General features: G+C 63.8%; 24 protein-coding genes and 1 tRNA gene. 6 read left to right on the top strand and 19 right to left on the bottom strand.

Going from position 1 to position 20,081, the window contains the following annotated elements:
* Nucleotides 1-61 precede the first annotated feature (61 nt).
* Complete coding sequence (locus tag EY713_RS12895; RefSeq protein ID WP_131115422.1) at nucleotides 62-664, top strand: TetR/AcrR family transcriptional regulator; 603 nt, start codon at nucleotides 62-64, stop codon at nucleotides 662-664.
* A 2-nt stretch (nucleotides 665-666) separates the two neighbouring features.
* Here EY713_RS12895 and EY713_RS12890 read toward each other — a convergent pair whose 3' ends face one another.
* From EY713_RS12890 to EY713_RS12865, 6 genes are all read right to left on the bottom strand, one after another.
* A complete protein-coding gene (locus EY713_RS12890; RefSeq protein WP_245572714.1) occupies nucleotides 667-1,323 on the bottom strand; it encodes an FMN-dependent NADH-azoreductase in 657 nt (218 codons plus the stop codon).
* A 56-nt stretch (nucleotides 1,324-1,379) separates the two neighbouring features.
* Nucleotides 1,380-1,733: a hypothetical protein gene (locus tag EY713_RS12885; RefSeq protein ID WP_131115420.1), complete on the bottom strand. Its 354-nt coding sequence runs from the start codon at nucleotides 1,731-1,733 to the stop codon at nucleotides 1,380-1,382.
* A 45-nt stretch (nucleotides 1,734-1,778) separates the two neighbouring features.
* Nucleotides 1,779-1,866: transfer RNA gene (locus tag EY713_RS12880), tRNA-Leu, on the bottom strand.
* 97 nt (nucleotides 1,867-1,963) lie between these two features.
* On the bottom strand, nucleotides 1,964-2,470 hold the full coding sequence (gene gpt / locus EY713_RS12875) for a xanthine phosphoribosyltransferase (protein ID WP_131115418.1): 507 nt from the start codon (nucleotides 2,468-2,470) through the stop codon (nucleotides 1,964-1,966).
* A gap of 42 nt (nucleotides 2,471-2,512) precedes the next feature.
* Nucleotides 2,513-3,289, bottom strand: coding sequence for a competence/damage-inducible protein A (locus EY713_RS12870; protein ID WP_131115416.1), 777 nt, complete (start codon nucleotides 3,287-3,289; stop codon nucleotides 2,513-2,515).
* Between the two features lie 190 nt (nucleotides 3,290-3,479).
* A complete protein-coding gene (locus EY713_RS12865; RefSeq protein ID WP_131115414.1) occupies nucleotides 3,480-4,319 on the bottom strand; it encodes an FkbM family methyltransferase in 840 nt (279 codons plus the stop codon).
* A gap of 184 nt (nucleotides 4,320-4,503) precedes the next feature.
* On the opposite strand from EY713_RS12865, the gene map reads away from it, so the two are divergent.
* The 3 genes from map (at nucleotide 4,504) to EY713_RS12850 (ending at nucleotide 6,974) form a co-directional block, all read left to right on the top strand.
* On the top strand, nucleotides 4,504-5,325 hold the full coding sequence (map, locus tag EY713_RS12860; protein ID WP_131115412.1) for a type I methionyl aminopeptidase: 822 nt from the start codon (nucleotides 4,504-4,506) through the stop codon (nucleotides 5,323-5,325).
* 12 nt (nucleotides 5,326-5,337) lie between these two features.
* Nucleotides 5,338-6,033, top strand: a complete 696-nt coding sequence (gene radC, locus EY713_RS12855) for a RadC family protein (protein WP_131115410.1) — start codon at nucleotides 5,338-5,340, stop codon at nucleotides 6,031-6,033.
* Nucleotides 6,034-6,203: 170 nt separating this feature from the next.
* Nucleotides 6,204-6,974, top strand: a complete 771-nt coding sequence (locus EY713_RS12850; RefSeq protein WP_165491120.1) for a putative bifunctional diguanylate cyclase/phosphodiesterase — start codon at nucleotides 6,204-6,206, stop codon at nucleotides 6,972-6,974.
* Between the two features lie 3 nt (nucleotides 6,975-6,977).
* On the opposite strand, the gene EY713_RS23185 is transcribed toward EY713_RS12850, so the two are convergent.
* From EY713_RS23185 to EY713_RS12825, 6 genes are all read right to left on the bottom strand, one after another.
* Nucleotides 6,978-7,586, bottom strand: coding sequence for a nucleotidyltransferase family protein (locus tag EY713_RS23185; protein ID WP_245572713.1), 609 nt, complete (start codon nucleotides 7,584-7,586; stop codon nucleotides 6,978-6,980).
* Nucleotides 7,583-8,614: a molybdopterin-binding protein gene (locus tag EY713_RS23180; RefSeq protein ID WP_245572712.1), complete on the bottom strand. Its 1,032-nt coding sequence runs from the start codon at nucleotides 8,612-8,614 to the stop codon at nucleotides 7,583-7,585. Before EY713_RS23180 ends, EY713_RS23185 begins: the two co-directional genes overlap by 4 nt.
* Nucleotides 8,611-9,333, bottom strand: coding sequence for an XdhC family protein (locus EY713_RS12840; RefSeq protein WP_131115406.1), 723 nt, complete (start codon nucleotides 9,331-9,333; stop codon nucleotides 8,611-8,613). Before EY713_RS12840 ends, EY713_RS23180 begins: the two co-directional genes overlap by 4 nt.
* Entirely contained in the window at nucleotides 9,333-9,656 is a 324-nt protein-coding gene (locus EY713_RS12835; RefSeq protein WP_131115404.1) for an XdhC family protein, read from the bottom strand. Before EY713_RS12835 ends, EY713_RS12840 begins: the two co-directional genes overlap by 1 nt.
* Before the next feature lie 55 nt (nucleotides 9,657-9,711).
* Nucleotides 9,712-10,266 carry a YkgJ family cysteine cluster protein gene (locus EY713_RS12830; RefSeq protein WP_245572711.1) on the bottom strand — a complete coding sequence of 185 codons (555 nt, stop codon included), beginning with the start codon at nucleotides 10,264-10,266 and terminating at the stop codon, nucleotides 9,712-9,714.
* Nucleotides 10,267-10,432: 166 nt separating this feature from the next.
* Nucleotides 10,433-10,879 (bottom strand): SRPBCC family protein, encoded by a 447-nt coding sequence (locus tag EY713_RS12825; protein WP_131115403.1) that lies wholly within the window; start codon nucleotides 10,877-10,879, stop codon nucleotides 10,433-10,435.
* Between the two features lie 176 nt (nucleotides 10,880-11,055).
* On the opposite strand from EY713_RS12825, the gene EY713_RS12820 reads away from it, so the two are divergent.
* Nucleotides 11,056-12,306, top strand: coding sequence for an NAD(P)/FAD-dependent oxidoreductase (locus EY713_RS12820; RefSeq protein ID WP_131115401.1), 1,251 nt, complete (start codon nucleotides 11,056-11,058; stop codon nucleotides 12,304-12,306).
* Here the strand turns inward: EY713_RS12820 and EY713_RS12815 are convergent.
* The gene (locus EY713_RS12815; protein ID WP_131115399.1) at nucleotides 12,303-13,328 is read right to left on the bottom strand and encodes a P1 family peptidase; all 1,026 of its coding nucleotides are present in this window, start codon (nucleotides 13,326-13,328) and stop codon (nucleotides 12,303-12,305) included. The two genes, EY713_RS12820 and EY713_RS12815, sit on opposite strands and share 4 nt — an antisense overlap.
* A gap of 132 nt (nucleotides 13,329-13,460) precedes the next feature.
* Between EY713_RS12815 and EY713_RS12810 the strand changes: the two genes are divergently transcribed.
* Nucleotides 13,461-14,195, top strand: a complete 735-nt coding sequence (locus EY713_RS12810) for a cytochrome c biogenesis CcdA family protein (protein WP_131115397.1) — start codon at nucleotides 13,461-13,463, stop codon at nucleotides 14,193-14,195.
* Between the two features lie 75 nt (nucleotides 14,196-14,270).
* On the opposite strand, the gene EY713_RS12805 is transcribed toward EY713_RS12810, so the two are convergent.
* The 6 genes from EY713_RS12805 to EY713_RS12780 form a co-directional block, all read right to left on the bottom strand.
* Nucleotides 14,271-15,389: a branched-chain amino acid ABC transporter substrate-binding protein gene (locus EY713_RS12805; protein WP_131115395.1), complete on the bottom strand. Its 1,119-nt coding sequence runs from the start codon at nucleotides 15,387-15,389 to the stop codon at nucleotides 14,271-14,273.
* 142 nt (nucleotides 15,390-15,531) lie between these two features.
* The gene (locus EY713_RS12800; RefSeq protein WP_131115394.1) at nucleotides 15,532-15,888 is read right to left on the bottom strand and encodes a DUF6867 family protein; all 357 of its coding nucleotides are present in this window, start codon (nucleotides 15,886-15,888) and stop codon (nucleotides 15,532-15,534) included.
* Nucleotides 15,888-16,601, bottom strand: a complete 714-nt coding sequence (locus EY713_RS12795; RefSeq protein WP_227401938.1) for an ABC transporter ATP-binding protein — start codon at nucleotides 16,599-16,601, stop codon at nucleotides 15,888-15,890. The genes EY713_RS12800 and EY713_RS12795 overlap by 1 nt, the downstream gene beginning before the upstream one ends.
* Before the next feature lie 89 nt (nucleotides 16,602-16,690).
* On the bottom strand, nucleotides 16,691-17,611 hold the full coding sequence (locus EY713_RS12790) for an ABC transporter ATP-binding protein (protein ID WP_131115392.1): 921 nt from the start codon (nucleotides 17,609-17,611) through the stop codon (nucleotides 16,691-16,693).
* Entirely contained in the window at nucleotides 17,611-19,017 is a 1,407-nt protein-coding gene (livM, locus tag EY713_RS12785) for a high-affinity branched-chain amino acid ABC transporter permease LivM (RefSeq protein WP_245504316.1), read from the bottom strand. Before livM ends, EY713_RS12790 begins: the two co-directional genes overlap by 1 nt.
* A 10-nt stretch (nucleotides 19,018-19,027) precedes the next feature.
* A complete protein-coding gene (locus EY713_RS12780; protein ID WP_131119673.1) occupies nucleotides 19,028-19,945 on the bottom strand; it encodes a branched-chain amino acid ABC transporter permease in 918 nt (305 codons plus the stop codon).
* Between the last annotated feature and the right edge of the window lie 136 nt (nucleotides 19,946-20,081).

Genomic DNA, 20,081 nt, shown 5'->3' with positions numbered 1-20,081 from the left:
TTACCGTTCGGTAACATCCACGTCAAGGCTTTTGGGCGAGAAAGCTTTGGGAGGTTCGACCATGGCATCGGATTGTACCGCGCTGCGATCACGGCCTCGCGACAGAATTGTCGCCAGTGCGCGGGATTTGTTCCACCGGCACGGCATCCGAAGTGTCGGCGTGGAAACGATCGCGGACGCGGCCGGCACCAACAAGATGACGCTTTATCGTCACTTCGGCTCGAAGGATGAGCTGATCGTCGAGTGTCTGCAAGAGGTTGCCGACGATATCCAGGCCATGTGGGTGCAACTCGCGCTCGATCATCCGAACGATCCCATGGCCCAACTCCACGGCTGGGTCCTTCGAGGAGCCGAATGCGTGTTGGAGGATGGCCGGGGCTGCGACCTCGCCAATGCGGCGATTGAACTCACCGAAGAGGGACATCCGGCCCGTCGCATCATCGAAGAATGCAAGACCGAGTTTCGCGACAAGCTCGCGAGTCTGTGCCGGTCCGCCAACGTGACGCAGCCAGAACTGCTGGCCGATACACTGTCGCTGTTGCTCGAAGGCGCGCGGGTGAGCCGGCAGAGCGTCGGGCTTGAAGGCCCGAGCGCGAAATTCGTCCGCATGAGCGAAGCCGTCATCGCGGCTTTCGCCAGGAACTCGGGCGGCTCCGCCGGCTGACGTTAGAGCGTCGCTCCAAGCCGCGCGGCCTGCTCCCGCGCCTTGGCCCGCGCCGCATGGTCCACCTCGGCCCCCATCAGCGTCTTCTCGACCTCAATATGCGTGATGTCCGTGATGCCGATCATCTGCAGCCACGCCGTCATGTAGCTCTGCTGGTGATCGAGATCGCGCGGGAAATCCGGGCCGAGCCCGACGCCGCGCGCATCGACAACGACAGCCTTGCGTCCGCCCAGCATGCCCTTGAGGCCGCGCTCGTCGAAGGTAAACAAGATGTCCTTCTGCGAGATGGCGTCGATCAGGTGTTTCAGACGATACGGAATGCCGAAATTCCACATCGGCACGCTCAACACGATGAGGCTGGCCTGCCGGAACCGCTCCGCCAGCGCGTCGATCTCGGCCCAGACCGTGGTCTGCGCGGGGCTGAGCGCACGCCCCTCGAGCCCGGCATATTTCGCCTCGAGCGCCTCGCCATCGAAGGGCGGCAGATCGGTCGTCCACACATCGAGCACGTCCACCACGGCCTCGGGATGGCGCGTTTTCCACGCTGCGATGAAGGCGGCCGCAACCTCGAGCGAGGCGGAGCGCTGCTTGCGCGGCGACGCTTCCACATGCAGAAGACGCGGCGTGTGTGTCGGGCTGGACATCGTCTCGGTGCTCATCGGGCGTCTCTCTGTTCGGATTGCGGTTCAAGCTGAACGGACGGTCGAGCCAGCGATCAGCGGGATGCGATCCGGGCTTTCGCCAGCCGCACGCTGAAGGCAAAAATCCGCTCGCTCGTGCCGTCCATGAAGTTCGACACGCTCGGGAAGGCGTGCACCCGCTTGGTGGCGGCTTTCACGTCGGCATTCGCGGTCCGGCATGCCGCGATGGAGGTTGTGGCGATCTGCTCGGGCGTCTCGCCCGCGACCGGATACACCGCGATACCCCGCACGAGGCAGACCTCATAGGCCCCCATATAGTCGTCGATCGCCTTGATGAGCCGCGGCACGAAATCCGCCCGCCCCGCTACATCCGCGTAAGCCGGCGTACAGGCCGCGAGGGTCAGGACGGCAATCGTGATCTTCAACATGGGTGTGGTGGATCCGTGGGGTTGGCGGAGGGTCGATGAGAGGAATGGTGCGGACGGCGGGGCTCGAACCCGCACAGAGCTAAGCTCCGAAAGATTTTAAGTCTTTTGCGTCTACCGGTTTCGCCACGTCCGCATCGGGCCGGTCATCCTCATACACAGGTTCGCGGCCGGGCCCAAGCCTCCCGAGGCCGGATTGCTGGCCTCCGGATCCGCAAACCAAACAGGCCGGCTCAGCCCACCGCGTTCTTGCCGATCGGCGGCTGGAACGTCAGGCCCATGTCCCAGGGGAAATAAATCCAGGTGTCCTGCGATACCTCGGTCACGAACGTGTCGACCATCGGGCGACCGAGCGGCTTGGCATAGAGGGTCGCGATATGAGCCTTCGGCAGCATCGAACGGACCATCTGGGCGGTTTTGCCCGTGTCGACGAGGTCGTCGATCACCAGCACATCGGCGCCCTCGTTGCCGAGATCGAGCACGCTTTGCGACACGCCCTTGATGACCTCGAGGCCGCTCTGGTTCTGATAATCGTGGTAGCTCGCGATACACACCGTCTCGATCAGCCGAAGCCCCAGTTCACGCGCCACGATGGCGGCCGGCACGAGGCCCCCGCGCGTGATGCAGACGATGGCCTTGAAGTGCGTCGCGTCGTTGAGCCGCCACGCCAAGGCGCGGGCGTCCCGGTGGAATTGATCCCAGGAGACCGGGAAGGCCTTGTCCAAATGGGGGTCTTTCATGGCCTGCTCCGGCTGCTTGAATGATGATGCGACCCGCGCGGGTCAGGGTTTGCTGACGCGACGCTCGGCCTGCAGGCGCTCGACGATCTCGAGCACGGCCGCCTTGGCGGTCGCGACCGCGGCCGCATCCTTGCCCCGCACCACGATCTGATTGTGGAACGTTCCCTCGCGGAACGAGGGATAGGAGCCGATCGACACACTGGCGTTTTGCGCCGCGATCTCGCCGAGCGGCGCCGCATAGGCGCCTTCCGGAATGCCGGCGGCTTCGATGCTTTCGATGATCATCTTGGCGCCGCTCCGCAGGCGCGGCGCGACGTCGTCGAGCATCGTCTGCATGATCGAGGGCACGCCCGCCATCACGATGACGTTGCCGAGCATGAAGCCGGGCGCTTTCGAGACGGCGTTCTGCACGAGGCTCGCGCCTTCGGGGATGCGGGCCATGCGACGGCGCGCTTCATTGAGATCCTCGGGCTTGATCCGCTGCAGCAGCAGTTCGATGGCGCGCGGGTCCTCGCCGATCGGCACCCCGAAGGCTTTGGCGACGCTGTCGGCCGTGATGTCGTCGTGGGTCGGGCCGATGCCGCCGGTCGTGAACACATAGGTGTAGCGGGTCCGCAGCGCATTCAGCGCAGCGACGATCTCGGCTTCGACATCGGGGACGATACGAACCTCCTCGAGGTCGATCCCGAGGTTGGTGAGATAATCGGCGATATAGCCGATGTTCTTGTCCTTCGTGCGCCCCGACAGAATTTCGTCGCCGATCACCAGAATGGCGGCCGTGACGGCATCGGAGGGTTGGGCCTTTGCGGGATCACTCATGAACGGCCTCTTGGCTCGGTCGGACCGTGGACGCCCCGACCCCATCCGGCCAGAACTTCGACGACCATTCCGTCTCGGTGGTGGTGGGCGAACCGCGCCAGCCGGTCCGGGCTGGTCTCGATCCTCGTGGTGGCGGATTAAACCCTGTGACCCATCGAACACAAGCAAAACACGTTTGGCCGATCGGCGGTTACGACCGCCGATAGATGATGTTGGTGTCGGTCCGCGCCACGAGATCGTAGCCATGGTCCCGCACCAGCGCCGGAAGGTCGATGCCCCAGCGGGTCGGGGCGTCCTCGATGATCAGGATGACGGGCCACATGGCGGGCGGAACGTCGGCGAAGAAGGGTTCGAGGATCAGGTCCTCGGCTCCCTCCACATCGAGCTTCATGGCGTCGACACGGCCGAACCCTTCCTCGATCAGAAGGCCCGCGAGCGATCGTGCCTGCACTTCGAGATGCCCGCCCTTGGCGTGCGCATTGACGATTCGCATCGAGGTTTCGCCGCTGTTGGTCGGGTTAACGAACAGCGTGATGACCCCGTCCCGATCCGCCACCGCGCAGGCGATCGCTTTGATGGTCGAGAAGGCGTTGAGCCGAATATTATAGATCAGCCGCTCGAAGATGTCGGGTTGCGGCTCGATCGCGAGGATCCGAGCGCGCGGGCCGGCATGAGCCGCGACGAACAGCGAATAGCCCCCGATATCGGCGCCGATATCCACGAATGTGAAATCGTCACGCATGTTGGCCAGCAGAAACGCGCGTTCGGCCGCATCGAAATATTGCGGCGTGAACAGCAGCTTCTTCTCGGCATTGTTATGCGCCGGGTAGAGCCGCATCTTGGATCCTAGGGTCTCGACGTCGATGGGCTTGCCACGCAGCACCTTGAGGCCGACAGCACGCAGAAAAAACGCGCGCCGCTTGCCCATCCATCGCGTTGACGATGCGCGTGTCAGGGCGACAAGACGGCGCATCAGGCCGCGCGGACGAAATTGGCCGAATGTCGAGAGCTCGTTATGCACGGATTTCATCGGGTCTTGAGGTTCCGCTCCGGTTTGCGGGTGTCGGTGTCTTTACCGCGCCCGGTCCTTCTAATCCGCTTTGAGATTGCGGCCTACGTGACTAAATCTGTGCAAGACGAGACGCGTTGACCGACCTTCATGCCGACAGCGCCGCCTCCCACCCATCGCTCTAGCGTGCCTGCACGGAAACTTCATGACTTTTGTTGACGCGACGACGGCTCCCAGCCGCAAAAACGGTCAAATCAAGCTGCACGGCCCGGCAGCCTTCGAGGCCATGCGGAAGGCCGGACGGCTGACCGCGGAGGCGCTCGACCTCTTGGTCGATCTCGTCAAGCCCGGGGTCACGACCAACGAGCTCGAAGCGTCGATGTTCGAATTTGCGATGGACCACGGCGCCTATCCGGCCTCGCTCGATTATCGCGGCTTCACCAAGGGCATCTGCACCTCGATCAACCATGTGGTCTGCCACGGCATTCCCGACGAAAAACCGCTGCGCGAGGGCGAGATCGTCAATATCGACGTGACGCTGATCGTCGATGGGTGGCACGGCGATTCGAGCCGCATGTATGCGGTGGGCGAAATTCCACGCAAAGCCGAACGCCTGCTCGAGGTCACCTATGAGTCGCTGCTGCGCGGGATCGCGGAGGTCCGGCCCGGTGCAACGACCGGCGACATCGGTGCGGCGATCCAGGATTATGCCGAAGGGGAGCGCTGCTCCATCGTTCGCGAATTTTGCGGCCACGGCCTCGGCCAGCTGTTCCACGACGAGCCGAACATCCTGCATTACGGGCGCCGGGGCGAAGGCGTCGAGCTCAAGCCCGGCATGTTCTTCACGATCGAGCCGATGGTCAATCTCGGCAAGGCCGGCGTCAAGGTTCTGGCGGATGGTTGGACGGCGGTGACGCGGGACCGGTCGCTGTCGGCCCAATTCGAACATACGGTGGGCGTGACCGACACCGGCGTCGAGGTCTTCACCCTGTCGCCGAAGGGCCTCCACTGCCCGCCCTACCGCTGACCGCCCGCCACTATGGATGCTGCGGCCGAGGACGCCAAACCCCACTATCTCGGCCATCGTGCCCGGCTGCGGGAGCGGTTTGATACCGGCGGCGCCGACGCCATGGCGGATTACGAACTGCTGGAATTGATGCTGTTTCGCGCCTTGCCGCGTCGCGACGTCAAGCCGATCGCTAAAGCGCTGATCGCCCGCTTCGGCTCGTTTGCAGAAGTCATCGCGGCGCGGCCCGAGCGATTGGCCGAAGTGGGTGGGGTCGGCGAGGCGGTGATCCACGACTTCAAAGTCGTCGAGGCCGCCGCGCGACGGCTTGCCAAGGGCGCCATCAAGCAACGACAGGCGCTGGGGTCCTGGACCGATGTGCTGGCCTATTGCCGCACCGCCATGGCCTTTGCCGAGCGCGAGGAATTTCGCATTCTGTTCCTCGACAAGCGCAACGCCCTGATCGCCGACGAAGTCCAGGGCGTCGGCACGATCGATCATACGCCCGTCTACCCGCGCGAGGTGATCCGGCGCGCACTCGAGGTCGGGGCGACCGCGCTGGTGCTCGTCCATAATCACCCATCGGGCGACCCCACGCCCTCGACCGCCGACATCAAGCTCACCCAGGAGATCGTCGCGATCGCCAAGCCGATGGGGATCGCCATCCATGATCATCTCATCGTCGGTCGAGCGGGACATGCCAGCCTGCGCGCCCTCAAATTCATTTGAGTTGCCATCCGTTTGCGCCATTGACCACGGCGTCCTCGTTACCCTCTATGGGACACCGTCGCGAGCTATCAGGCATAGCGACCTCTGAGCTCTCGATGATCAAACCGGTGTCCCGATTACGGTCTCGCCCATCGTCACGGCCCGCAAGCCGCGGCCCCGCCGAGCGTTGGATGACGATCGCCCGCAAGGATCTCGCGCTCGCGATCGATAATCAGGATCTGCGGCTTCACTATCAGCCGATCGTCTGCCCGCGCAGTTCGCGCGTCCTCGGTGTTGAGGCACTTGTCCGCTGGCAGCATCCGAGCGAAGGGCTTGTGGCGCCGGATCACTTCATCGGCGTGGCCGAGGCGTTGGATCTCATCGTTCCGCTTGGCAATTGGGTGCTTCGGCAAGCTTGCGTCGACGCACGGCAATGGCCGGACCTCCGCGTTGCAGTGAACGTGTCGCCTTTGCAGATCAGGCAGGGTGATTTCTCGGCGACGGTTGCGGCGATCTTGGCCGAAACGGGTTTTGACGCCCATCGTCTCGAACTCGAGATCACCGAAGCGACGGCGCTCGACAATGACGCGACCTCCCATGATGCGATCGCGTCACTCCGACGGATCGGCATCCGATTCGCGCTCGACGATTTCGGCACAGGCTACTCGGGCTTGATGACGCTCCGCCGCTTCCCCTTCGACAAGATCAAAATCGATCGCGCCTTCATGGATATGTCCGACGGGGAAGGCGGAGACGCCACGGTCATCCTCGACTTCATCATTCGGCTTGGAACGGCCCTCGGCCTCACGGTGACGGCTGAGGGTGTGGAGGCGCGGGATCAGCAGGATCGCCTCGTCGAAGCGGGCTGCGATGAGTTGCAGGGCTTTCTATTCGCGATGCCGATGTCGGCCACCGACCTCGGTCTATTCCTCGCTGGAGCGCGGACGATCGGAACCGCGTGAGGCTCATCGACCTGCCGCCGCGAGAGCGACCGGGTCGTCGATGTCGAGCCGCACGGCCTCGTCGGTGACGCTCAATTCGATGACCGCGACAGCGGGATGGCGAAGCAGGCGTCTCGCGCCTTCATCCCCGGTCAGCGTGGCGGCCGCGGCGAAGAGACTGCGGTTCAGGACGACCGGATTGCCGCGCTCACCGGCGATGATCGGAACGATGGCGTCTGCGTCGGGGTGCTCTGCCGCGCAAGCAATCAGCGCGTCGATCAGCGGCGGCGAGACACGCGGCATGTCGGCCAGCAGAACGATTGCAGCCTTCACATCGGCGGGCAGCGCGGCCAACCCGCAGCGAAGCGACGTCGACAGCCCGGCAGCATAGTCCTCGTTGTGGACCGACATGAGAGGCCGCCCCTCGAGGGCGGCGTCGACCGACGCTCGAGCATAACCCGTCACCACGATCACCAGGCCGGCTTGCGATGCCAGCGCCGCATCCGCCACCCGTGCCACGAGGGGCGCGCCATCGAGGGGCGCTACCAGTTTCGTGGGGAGCGCGCCGCCCGCGGCGCGATAGCGGGTCGAGCCGCCCGCCGCAAGGATGATGGCCGCGACGCGGCTCGTCATCCGCGATCCTCATCGTCTTGATCGGGCGTCGCCACGTCGCCCGAGCGAGGCTGCGGACGCGACACGATCTCCATCAGCAAGCCACCGGCACCCAATTTGCGGATATCGGACGACGCGACCGGCAGACCCGCCAACAGACGGTTCAGAATCCAATCGAATCCATTCTCCTTCGGGCTCCGGGCGCATCCCGGAGCGCCGAGGACCGGCTTGCCGGCGAGAGAGCCCAGCAGCAGCAGGTTGCCGGGATCGACCGGCATGCCGAAATGATCGATCCGCCCACCCGCCCCGATGAGGCCCGCCGGGACGACGTCGCGACGATCCGTGATGGCGGACGCGCCGAACACGATCGTCATGTCGGCGTTGCCCTGACGACGCAAAGCCTCGGCCAGAGTGTGGGACTCGTGAGCGACACGGATATCGCTGGCGATGCTAGCGCCGGCCGGTGCGAGCCGTCGCTCCAGCACCCGCAACGTTTTGGCCACGACACTGTCTTTGAGGCCCGGCAGCAAGGTCGAGATCACGTTGACCCGCATCGGCCGAAAAGGAACGACGTCGATCGGGCGCGCGGCGCAATTTGCCAGCGCCGCCTCCAGCGCCAACCGAGGGACCGCGAATGGGATGATCTTGACGGTCGCGATCATCTCGCCGGGCACGACGGACCGATAGGCCGGAAGTGTCGCGAGCGTGATCGCCTCATCGCCCCCGTTGATGCAGTCGACCGAGGCCGCATCGACCCGGAGAATGCCGGCCACCTCGGCAAAGAGATTGGCTCGCCCCGTAAAGGCGCGGTCGATCCGCACATTCGGGCCGGCCACGGCTTCGGCGAGCATCCGCGCCGCCTCGTTCTCGGCAACATCGCCCGGTTCGAACCGGACGACGGTCACCTGCTCGACGCCAGCATGCCGAAGCGCCAGCGCTGCCGAAGCCCCGATAGTCTCGCCCTTCTTCAAGACGACGCCACCATGCTGGATTCCATGCACCGCGATGGCGCCGACGCTCTCAGCGACCGGGACGGGGCCAAACTTCACGCAAGCGATCCAACAGCCTGCATCGGCGCGTTGCTGCGGAGCGGCTTCTTACGGAGGCTGGCAATGATCTCACCAAGGATCGACACGGCGATCTCGGCGGGGCTCACGGCCCCGATATCGAGCCCGATCGGGGCGTGGATCCGGCCGAGCGCCGCGTCGTCGAACCCCTGCTCGGCTAGCCGCCCCAGGCGCGCCGCATGGCTTTTGCGCGAGCCGAGCGCACCGATGTAGAAGCAATCGGCTCGCAGCGCCCCCGCAAGCGCGAGATCGTCGATTTTGGGATCATGCGTGAGCGCCGCGATCGCGGTGAAACGGTCGAGCGGCTGGGCCGCAAAGGCAGCGTCGGGCCAGTCCGGCACGAGCCGAACGCCCTCGAACCGCTCAGGCGTCGCAAAGGCGGTTCGTGGATCGATGATGGTGACGTCGAGACCGGCGATCTTCGCCAGCGGCGCGAGGGCTTGGCTGATGTGGACGGCGCCAATCGCGACGAGCCTGACCGGCGGCTCTTGGACCGTGAGGAAAAACGATTGTCCGTCCTGCTCGACCATGCCGCTCTTACCCGCGCGCAAGCGGCTCTGGAGCGCTTCGCCGAGCGGATCCGCCGCCACGTCTGCCTCGCGGACGAGGCGCTGCTCACCGCCCTTGAGGTTGGTCACCAACACGGCGGCACGGCGCGCCGCGCGTTCGACGTTGAGGGCACTCAGAAGATCGAGCTGCATCAGGCGACCTTTTCGACATAAACTTTGATGCGGCCACCACAAGAGAGCCCGACCCGCCAGGCTGTTTCGTCGGCGACACCGAACTCGAGCACCTTGGCGGTTCCGGCCTCGATCACATCGACGGCTTCGGTCACGACATCGCCTTCGACGCATCCACCCGAGACCGAGCCCAGGAAATTGCCATCCTGGTCGACCACAAGGTGGCTGCCGACCGGCCGTGGCGCCGATCCCCAGGTTTCGATCACGGTTGCCAGCGCGACACCCCGGCCGGCGCGTCGCCACGCCTCGGCTGCCGCTAGAAGATCATCGTCGGTCGACAGCATGGGATGGTCCTCGGTTTGGCGACAGGGTCGAGACGACAGCGTTCACGCGTGGGTCTCAGCCGGCCTTGCGGCGGAGTTCGACATCGATCGTGCCTCGCCCTGAATGATAGATTACCTCGTCACCGACCTCGACCGAGCCGAGATCGACATCGCGGTCGGGCAAAACGGCCGTTGCGCGCAGGCCGTTGAAAACAAGAATTTGATGATTGCGAGCCACCCCGGCAAGAGCCATCCGCTTGAACAGCGCATAATAGGGAGCATTGCGCCAAGCCGAGGGAGCGGCCGGGTCAGCCGCCACGACCAGGCGCTTACCGCCCATCTCGGTATAGAGGACGAATTTGGCCCGCTCCGGCTTCCATTCCGGGCCGAGCGTCGGGTTTCTGAGGTAATGACAGTAAAACGTGCGGCAGACATCGGGACGGGTCGGGTGAATGCCGCAGCCGCGTCCCTGCACCACGAACTTGCACCATTGGCCCGCGACCTTGTCGACCTCGGGGATGCGAAAAACCTTGCAGCACATCGTGCAGGTCCCGCATTCGCGGCCCTGCACCAAAAGGCTCGCTGCGTCGATCGGCCCTGCGGTCATGACGCGCGCAGAGAAGATCGGCATCGAGGCGACCCAGCCGGCGCCCTCACCGAAATCTCACGCATATGCCGCAGCCCCTGTTGATCTCGCAAAGACGCGAGACGTTCCCCGTGCAAAACAGTCTGGAGCGGCCATAAACCAGGGTCAAGCCGATGTCGCGCCCAGCCGAACGAGGCGTTGACTTGGCCTGTCAGGAGATGGCGGCTGAGAAATTCGCGAAAAAGCGATCCGCGGTTTTCTTCGCGGTTCCGTTCACGAGGCCGCCGCCATATTTCGCGAGCTTCCCTCCGACATTCGCCTGAACGGCATAGCGCAGGATCGTGCCACCCCCCACGGCTTCGCTGAGGGTGACGTCAGCGGCTCCCTTGGCAAAGCCGGCGATGCCGCCCTGCCCCTCCCCCGCAATGCGATATCCGTGCGGCGCGTCGATGTTTGAGAGGTCGATCCTGCCCTTGAACGTGGCAGTCAGCGGGCCGATCTTAAATTTCGCGATCGCCTCGAACGACGTTTCACCGGTCCTCACCAGGGCGTGGCACCCCGGAATGCAAGCCTGCATGACCGACGGATCGTTCAGCTTTTTCCAAACGGTCGCGGGGTCGGCCGGAAGGTGGACCTCGCCCGTCATCGCCATGGTCATTCTGCTGGTCCTCCATCGGTGATCGATACAAGCGCTGCAGATCTCGCGTTCCTTGGCTTGAACGTTGCAGCGAGGAGCGCCGCCGTGCAAGCCGCTTCCCGGACGCGATGCGGGATTTTACATTGCCACGACGATCGGCGCATTGCACACACGACTGAATTCGAAGAGGCAGGCTCATGAGTTTGAAGGCGGATCTTGCGGTTTTAGGTGCGGGCATCGTCGGCGTATCGGCCGCCCTCCACCTGCAAAAGCGCGGTCGCGACGTCGTGATGATCGATCGGCGCGGCGGGGCCGGCGAGGAAACGAGCTACGGCAACGCCGGCTTGATCGAGCGCTCCTCGCTGTTTCCCTATAGTTTCCCGCGCGAATGGGGAACGCTGGTGCGCTATGCCCAAAACCGCTCGACGGATGCACATTATCATGCCAGCGCGCTGACGGTCGTCGCGCCGTGGCTGGCGCGCTATTATGCCCATTCATCGCCAGAAGGCATTGCTCAGACCTTCACGGCCTCGAAGCCGCTGATCGAGCGCTCGCTGATCGAACATGAAGGCCTCATGGAGGAGGCGGGCGCGACGCATCTTCTTCGGAAGGTGGGCTGGATCAAGGCGTTCCGGACCGAGACAAGCCTGGCAAAAGGCTTGGCCGAGGCCGAGAAGCTGCGCCGTTACGATCTGGCGATCGACACGCTCGATGGTGCGGGCATCGCCGAGCGCGAACCCCATGTCGGCTCCGGTTTGATCGGCGGCCTTCACTTCAAGGACCCGGGTGCCGTCTCCGACCCCGGCGCTTTGGTTCGCGCCTACGCGACCCTGTTCATGACCCAAGGTGGGCGGTTTTTGCAGGGCGACGCCAAGACGCTGTCGCAGAACGGATCTGGTTGGCAGATCGCGACCGAGGATGGGCTCGTCATGGCCCGTGAGGTCGTCGTGGCGCTCGGCCCCTGGGCCGACGATATCTTCCGCCCGCTCGGCTATGATATCCCGCTCGGCATCAAGCGCGGGTACCACCTCCATTTCCGCCCGAAGGGCAATGCGGTGTTGAACCGCCCGATCCTTGATGTCGATGGCGGCTTTCTGCTCGCCCCGATGTCGCACGGGATTCGGTTGACGACGGGAGCCGAATTCGCTCGCCGCGACACGCCGCAAACGCCGGTGCAGATCGCCCGCGCGGAGCCCAAGGCGCGCGCGCTGTTCCCGCTGGCCGAAGCCATCGAGGCAAAGCCCTGGATGGGCGCACGCCCATGCCTGCCGGATATGCTCCCGGTCATCGGCGAAGCGCCCCGCCATCCCGGTCTCTGGTTCGACTTCGGGCATCAGCATCACGGACTGACGCTCGGCCCTGTGACCGGCCGCCTTTTGGCCGAACTCATCACGGGCGAGACCCCCTTCACCGATCCCCGGCCCTATCAGTTGGAGCGCTTCGTCTAAGCCTCATCAAGCGGGCGTGGCGGAACGACGGAACCGAAGCGGTCGCGCCAACTCGGCAGTGCGCCCGCGAAGGGCAGTGCTGTCGCCTCGAATAATCCGCGCGCAATCGCGCGGGCGACGCAATCGGCCGCGAGCGTGCCGAGCTCGGTCAAGTTGCGTTCGGTCGCGTCTTTCACGATGCGGCCCGTCGCGGCGGCGAAGACGATATCACCATCGAGCGCCGCATGGGTCGGGCGCAGCGCGTGAGCAAAGCCGTCATGGGCCATGACGGCGAGCCGTTTGGCCTGCGCTTTGGTCAGTGCGGCATCGGTGACGACGATCGCCAGCGTGGTGTTCTCGGGCGCGTCGCCCTTCGTGCGAACCGCGAGAGCGTCGTCCGGAAACGCAAGCGGCCAACCAAGAGCGCCGAATTCATCGCCGCGCTCGAAAGGGGCCGCCCACCAATGCGGGCCTGAGCCGACCGTCGCCTGCCCGAGAGCGTTGACCACCACGAGAGCCGCAACCGTGAAACCGGCTTGAGTGAGGGCGCTGGCCGAGCCCAGCCCACCCTTGAGATTGGCCGTCGTGGCCCCGAGCCCCGCGCCGACGCTGCCGAGCGTGAATGCTCCGCCGGCTGCCGCCGTGGCGGCGCGATAGCCGAGATCCCAATAAGGAGGCATGCGGTCCCAGTTTTTGTCGCCGCCGTTGTGGAGATCGAAGAGGATGGCGCCGGGCACGATCGGAATGCGTGTGCGACCGACGAGAAATCCGCGCCCCTGCTGTCGCAGCCACGCCATCACGCCGCCTGCCGCATCGAGCCCGAAGGCCGACCCGCCCGATAGGACAAGACCATTCACGCCCGGCACCGTCATTTCGGGGTCGAGCAGCGCCGTATCCCGGGTGCCCGGCGCGCCGCCATGGATCGCGACAGAGGCCACAGCGGGGTCGTCGAACAGAACCGCCGTCACGCCGGATGCGAGAGCGGCATCATGGGCGTGTCCCACCCGAACGCCAGGGATATCGGTCAAGAGATTATGCGTCATGCGGCCCATCTCCAAACATGAGGTTGCTTGCCAAAAGCGACGTCAGTTGCAGCATCTTCGCCAAAGGGGCGACCAGCCGTTGTGGCGTCGTTCTGCTTTCCTTGCGTCGGAGCTTGGTTTAGCAACGGCTGCATGTCGACCGATGTCACGCTCCCGGCTGCCGTAGTGGCCGGCCTCGTCTCGTTTCTCAGCCCCTGCGTGTTGCCGCTGGTGCCGCCCTATCTCTGTTATCTGGCCGGCGCCACATTGGACGAATTGAGCGTGGCGACGACACGGCAAACGCGGCGAGACGCCGTGCTGGCGAGCCTCTTATTCGTCGCCGGCTTCACCACGGTCTTCGTCGCGCTCGGGGCCACGGCCTCGGTGCTCGGCACGGTGTTTCGACAATTCTCGAGCGTGCTGTCGGTCGCGTCCGGCCTCGTCATCATCGTCATGGGGCTGCATTTCATCGGCCTGTTTCGGATCGGCTTCCTCTATCGGGAGGCGCGTCTCGAGATGCGGCAACGCCCGGCCGGCTTGTGGAGCGCCTATCTGATGGGCTTTGCCTTCGCGTTCGGCTGGACACCATGTATCGGGCCGATCCTGGCCGCGATTCTCACGCTCGCAGGGTCCGAGGCGACGGTGTTGCGCGGAGCGGGGCTGCTGCTCCTGTACTCGGCCGGGCTCGGGATTCCATTCATTGCCGCGGCCTTCGCGATCGGGACGTTCCTGAGCTTTCTCAAACGGTTCCGCGCCTATTTTGCGACCGTGGAGAAGGTTGCGGGCGGCCTTCTGGTGCTGACCGGATTGGCCTTCCTGACGGGCGGCATGCAGACGCTCTCGTTCTGGCTGATCGAGACGTTCCCCGGTCTCGCGCAGCTGGGCTGACAAAACGAAACCCGCCTCTGCATGACAGAGGCGGGTTCGATAGATCATTGAAAAACGGCTACTAAGCCGTTGTTATCAATCGTTTTCGAAATACGTGACCTTGCCGTCCGGGCCCTTCTTCCACGTGTACATCACGTAGCCGGCCTTGGTCAGATCGCCCTTCTTGTCAAAGGCGAGCGGCCCGATGACGGTCGGGAACGACGCTCCCGAATGCATTTCGTCAGCAACCTTCTTCGGATCGACCGACTTGGCCTTTTCGGCAGCTTCGGCCATCACCTGCATGGCGGCGTAGCTGTAGAGCGTGTAGGCTTGCGGATCGAAGTTCTTGGCCGTGAATTCCTTCACGACTTCGGCAGCCGCCGGGTTGTGGCGCGGGTCGGGACCGAAGGTCATCAGCGTGCCGACGACACCTGGGCCGCCGATCGACGCGAATTCGTTATCGGTGATGCCGTCGCCCGACATCATCACGGCATTGACGCCCTGATCGGTCATCTGACGGCGGATCAAGCCGCCTTCCGGATGCAGACCGCCCCAATAGACGAGTGCCGCGCCGGATGCCTTGAGCTTCGACACGACGGCCGAATAGTCCTTCTCGCCCGTGTTGACGCCTTCGTAGAGGACCGGCTTCACGCCATCCTTGGCAAGATCGTCCTTCGTGGCATCCGCAAGACCTTTGCCGTAGGTGGTCTTGTCGTGAAGGATCGCGATCTTCTTGCCCTTGAAGTGCTCTTCGATGTATTTCGCCGCGACCGCGCCCTGCTGGTCGTCACGACCGCAGGTCCGGAACACGTCCCACTTGCCCTTCTCGGTCAGCTGCGGATTGGTGGCGGCCGGGGTGACCATCAGGATGTTGTTGTCGACATAGACGTCCGACGCCGGAATGGTGACGCCCGAGTTGAAGTGGCCGACCACCCAGGTCACGCCGTCGCCGACGAATTTGTTGGCGACCGAGACGCCCTGCTTGGGATCGGAAACGTCGTCACCGGTTTCGAGAACCAGCTTCTGGCCGAGAACGCCGCCCTTGGCGTTGATATCCGCGACCGCCTGCTCGGCACCCTTCTGCAGCTGTGCGCCGAATGCTGCGTTCGGGCCAGTAAGCGGGCCGGCAACGCCGACCTTGATGTCGGCATGCGCGGCGCCCGTGAAGGCAAGACCCGCTGCGAGCACGCAGCTCGACAACCAAAACTTCTTCATGACCACTCCCAATCGTAAGAAAAATCGGCGAACCGTGGACCGGCCCGCTGCTGCAGAAATCCGCTCCCGCGGCAGAGTGCTGAACACAATGGACGTTGTCACGTTAAAACGGCACAACCGTCGATCGCGTCCCGCAAGGAGGTCAGGCGCCCTTCTGCGTCCAGCCGAGAGGGCCGGATTTGGCGTAAATCCATGAATATTGCGTCGTCATCTGCGACACCCGCTTGGATCGATAGCCATAGCCGGCCGCGAGCAACAGGATTACGAGAGCCAACACATAAGCCGGCACCGACAGGAGGTCGGCACCGAACAAAGCGTAATGCAGAAACCGCACCACAGCCGCGAGCACGACCATGTAGAACGGCACGATCGTAAACGCTTTCCAGCCGGCCGCGATGGCCCGTCCACTGGCGATCGCTCCCGCTCCGCCCAACAGGATCGTGACGAACAGAAACTGCAACAGGCCGTTCGGCGTGTCGTCGTAGAACAAGCCCGCCATCAATGATGTCCACCCTCGAGATATGCGGCCCGCACTTCGGGCCGGGACAGAAGCTCGCGTCCAGTCCCCGACATCGTGATGACGCCGTTGACCATCACATATCCACGATCGGCCAATTTGAGCGCGTGAAAGGCATTTTGCTCGACCAGAAACACCGTCAGGCCCTCGGTCTTGTTGAGATGCTGGATCGCGTCGAAAATCAGCTTCACGATCAGGGGGGCCAGCCCGAGCGAGGGTTCGTCGAGCAGGAGCAGACGGGGTCGGCTCATCAGGGCACGGGCGATCGCCAGCATCTGCTGCTCGCCGCCCGACAACGTCCCGCCGCGCTGGCTCGAGCGTTCCTTCAACCGGGGAAACATCGTGAAAACGCGTTCGAGATCCTGATCGAAATAGGCGAACTTGTTGATCGAGGCGCCCATCTGCAGGTTTTCATAGACGCTCATCCGGGCGAAGATGCGCCGTCCTTCAGGGGATTGCGCGATCGACAGACGGGCGATCTCATGCGTCGGCATGCGGGTGATATCCCGCCCATCGAACGTGATGGTGCCTTCGCGCGCCCGCGGATTGCCGAAAATCGTCATCATCAGGGTCGATTTCCCGGCCCCGTTGGCGCCGATCAGCGTCACGATCTCACCCTGATTGACGTCGAGATCGACCCCCTTCAGGGCGATGATCTTCCCGTAATAGGTCTTCACGCCACGGATCGTCAGCATCGGCGCGGGCGCCGGCTCAGCCAGGGGCGCCGGCACGGGACGCGGCGTCGTCGCAACAGCCCCGTCGAGCGGCATGTCGTTCAGGCTCGTCATGCGCCGACCTCCGCCTCGATCTCGGCTTCCACCTGCGCCACCTCTTCATCCTCGACGCCGAGATAGGCCGCGATCACGCGCGGGTCTTGCTGCACTTCTGTCGGCGTGCCGTCGGCGATCTTGGTGCCGTAATCGAGCACGATCACGTGGTCGGAGATTTCCATCACGACCGACATGTCGTGTTCGATGAGAAGCACCGAGGTCGCATGATCCTTGCGGATGAGGCGCAGCAATGCGTTGAGTTCACCGGACTCGCGCGGGTTGAGGCCGGCGGCCGGTTCGTCGAGGCATAGCAGCACCGGATCGGTACACATGGCCCGCACGATCTCAAGCCGACGCTGATCGCCATAGGGCAGATCGCCGGCCGGATCGTCGGCACGACCGATCAAGCCGATGCGGTCGAGCCAATCCTTGGCTTTCTCGACCGCAGCCGTCTCCTGGGCTTTGTAGCCACCGATGCCGAGGACGCCGCCGAACGTGAAGCCGGATGCGATCATCAGGCGGTTATGCTGCGCGACCATCAAATTCTCGAGCACCGTCATGCCGGTGAAGAGGCGGATGTTTTGGAACGTCCGCGCAACCCTCGCCCGCCAGGAGATCTCGTGATCGGGCATGCGCTCGAGCAGATAGATGTCACCCGTCGACGATCCGCGGTTCTTGGCGCCCGACGCCGTGAGGGCGGCGACATCGGCCGACGCCGCGATCCCCTGCCGGGCCAGCGCGAGGCGCCCTTCGGTCGGCTTGTAAAAACCCGTCACGCAATTGAACACCGTCGTCTTGCCGGCGCCATTCGGGCCGATCAGCGCGGTGATGTCGCCACGCCCAACCGTGAACGACAGGTTGTTAACGGCGATGAGACCGCCGAAACGCATCGTCAAATGCTCGACGACCAGGAGGGGGTCGGTCTGCCAGCGCATCAACCGTGTCCCTCCTTCACCAGTGATCCCGAAATAGCTCTGCGCTCCTTAAGGAAGATGGATGGCTCACGCGTCGCGATGATGCCGCGCGGTTTCCAGATCATCATAACGACCATGCCGAAGCCGAAGATCAGCATGCGGTATTGAGTCGGATCGAAGTTGGGGCCGAAAATCGCTTTGAGAAAGTCGAGTTCACGCAGGATTTCGGTGCCGCCGATCATGACGACAGCCGCAATCGCGACCCCGATCTGCGAGCCCATGCCGCCCAGCACCACGATGGCCAGGATGGTGGCGGATTCGATGAAGGTGAAGCTTTCCGGACTCACGAAGCCCTGACGCACCGCGAAGAACGATCCCGCGAAACCGCCGAAGAAGGCCCCGAGCGCGAAAGCCGTCAGCTTGGTATTGACCGTGTTGATGCCGAGCGACCGACACGCGATCTCGTCCTCGCGCAAGGCTTCCCATGCACGACCGACCGGCAGGCGTCGGAGCCGCAGGGTGACGAAGTTGGTCAACAGCGCGAGGCAGAGGATGAGATAGAACAGAAAGATGGTCCGATGAATCGGCGTGAAGGTCAGGCCGAAGAGATGCGCAAATCCTTCGTCGCCGGCCGTGAAAGGAATGCCGAAGAACGTGACCTTCGGAATCGATGAAATCCCGGCATAGCCATTGGTGAGATCGGTCCAGTTGATCAGCACGATGCGGATGATCTCTCCGAACGCGAGCGTCACGATGGCTAGGTAATCGCCGCGCAGACGGAGCACGGGGAAGCCAAGAATGATCCCCCAGAACGCCGCCAGGATGCCGGCCAGCGGCAGGCAGAGCCAGAACGACAGGCCGAACGTGGTTGAGAGGAGCGCGTAGGAATAGGCGCCGACCGCGTAGAACGCGACATAGCCGAGATCGAGCAGGCCGGCGAGGCCGACCACGATGTTCAAGCCCCACCCGAGCATCACGTAGATCAGGATCTGGATGCCGTAATTGTTGATCCACTTCAACGACCCGCTGGGGCCGAGCGAACCGAGCATCACGAGCGGGAAGGCGAAGAGTGCCGCGACGACGAAGAGGCTCAGATAGGTCTTGGCAAACACCTCGGCGCGCGACGGCTTCCGCAATTCCTGCGGCCGTGCCGCAGTGGCGACGCGGCTTGAAGAATGCCGGTAGACGATCCCGATCATCCGGGCCGCGAAGACGGCGATGCAAGCGCCGATGGCCCATGACCAGCGCGGCTCCACTACCAGCGCGTTGGACATGTCCTCATGCGTACTGAACATCAGGATCGGGATCGATAGGCCGAGGGTCACGAGAGCGGCGAAACCCGCATCCTTGATCGCGGCGAGGACGTCGAACGCCGGGGTTGCGGGTGCCTGCGCCAAAGCGGCGCCGCCCGGTTTGGTCATATCCATCGTCATCGGATCATACCTTCTCGATCTCAGGCCGGCCGAGCAGGCCGGAGGGCATGAAGATCAAGGTGATGGCCAGGATCGAGAAGGCCGCGACATCCTTGTAGTCGGACGAGAAATAGGCCGACCAGAACACTTCGATCAAGCCGATCAGCAGTCCGCCCAGCACGGCCCCCGGCAAGGATCCGATGCCGCCCAGAACCGCGGCCGTGAAAGCCTTGACGCCTGGGATAAACCCATCGGCAAAATTGACCACGCCATAATAGCTCAGGAACAGCACGCCTGCGACGGCCGCGAGGGCAGCGCCGATCACGAAGGTCAACGAGATGGTGCGGTCGACGTCGATGCCGAGAAGAGCCGCCATCCTCCGATCCTGCTCGCAAGCCCGCTGTGCGCGGCCGAGCGAGGTGTGTTGCACGAGGTACCAGAACCCGGCCAAGAGCACGACCGTCACGCCGACGATCATGATCTGCTTGTAGGACAGCGTCACGTTGTAATCGCCGCCGCTGGTGACATGGATCACGGTGTCGAAGAGCGACGGGATCGTCTTGTTGCGCGGACCTTGAACGACCTGCACGAAATTCGACAGGAAGATCGACATGCCGATGGCCGAGATCAGCGGCGCGAGGCGGAACGAGCCGCGCAGCGGGCGATAGGCCACCCGTTCGATCGTCCAGCTCCAGAGGGCCGTGATGACCATCGAGCCGACCAGGACGACGATGAAGGCCAAGGCGAGATTGGTGATCCCCAGCAATTGGGTCAGGATCAGAAAGATGATCAAGGCCACGAAGGCCGACAGCATGAAGACGTCGCCATGGGCAAAATTGACCATGCCGATGATGCCGAACACCATCGTGTAGCCGATGGCGATGAGCCCGTAGATCGAGCCAAGCGTGATGCCGTTGATCAATTGCTGGAGGAAAATCTCCATACGCGACCCTACCCTTACCCTGACCGGCTCCGGCCAATTCATCACAAATCCGACTGTGATCGATCACAGTCGTTGATAAAGGCTAGCAAGGCACATGCCGCCTCGCAATCCAGATTCGTCTTAAAATTGTCTAATT

Origin of the sequence: Lichenihabitans psoromatis (assembly GCF_004323635.1) — a bacterium.
Lineage (GTDB): Bacteria > Pseudomonadota > Alphaproteobacteria > Rhizobiales > Beijerinckiaceae > Lichenihabitans > Lichenihabitans psoromatis.
The sequence above is the reverse complement of the archived record's forward strand: the minus strand, read 5'-3'. Positions and strand labels throughout refer to the sequence as shown.